At 67.8% G+C, this 761-nt stretch carries 1 pseudogene; it reads left to right on the top strand.

The features are described from left to right. Nucleotides 1–761: pseudogene (locus EN780_RS39315) on the top strand (helicase); the annotation flags it as partial.

The following is a 761-nucleotide window of genomic DNA, read 5'->3' as shown; positions in this document are numbered from 1 at the left end:
CACTTTCGCACAGGCGGCCGCGGCGATCCTCGCCCGGGCAACGGGCCCGTTTCTCGTCAGCGACCTGTTCCGCGATGCGGAGCTTCGGCTTCTTGCAGCAGGCATCAATCCGGGAGGCTATGCCCACGACAGCATATGGACCGATCCGGATCGGAAGACGGGAAGCTGGCGGGAGCTCTTCGACTGGACAACCTCGCCGCCGTCGGCGTTTTCCGGAGGGCTATCGGTCGAGCAGGCCGAGCATCTCCGGCGGCTGCGGCGCAGTGCCCATGCTGCAGTGCTGAACGTGATTTTCGCCTCGGGACGCCGCGGACTGGAAGCGCTTCAGATTGCTCACGCTGCCGTCGGTCCAGGGGCGCCGGGAGACGGCGACGCGGTTGTCGTCCAAGCGGCAGACAGCACGCTTCGGCTTCTCGGCGAGCGCCGCCGCGTCGATGGCGAGCCCTACACCGCGCTGGGTATGCCGGCCGCGCCGGGGTTCGTCCGGGATTATCTGGACGAGGTCGCGAGGGTCAATGGGCGGCCGGCCGCCGCTTTGGTGACAGAGGTTGAGGACCGGCTCTCCCATGGGGGCCTGGTCACGAGCTGGCTGATCCAGCCGAACAGGCTGCGGATCTCCCGTGCCGGTGCCGGATCGTGGGAATGCGATGCCTGCCGGCGCATCCATCTCCATCCGAGCGCCTCGGTATGCACCGATTGCCAGGGCCACCTGCTAGGACCTCAGCCTACTGGGGCCGCCGCGACAGCAGCGGATTACTACC

The organism is Mesorhizobium sp. M4B.F.Ca.ET.089.01.1.1 (genome assembly GCF_004022605.1).
Lineage (GTDB): Bacteria > Pseudomonadota > Alphaproteobacteria > Rhizobiales > Rhizobiaceae > Mesorhizobium > Mesorhizobium abyssinicae.
The sequence above is the reverse complement of the archived record's forward strand: the minus strand, read 5'-3'. Positions and strand labels throughout refer to the sequence as shown.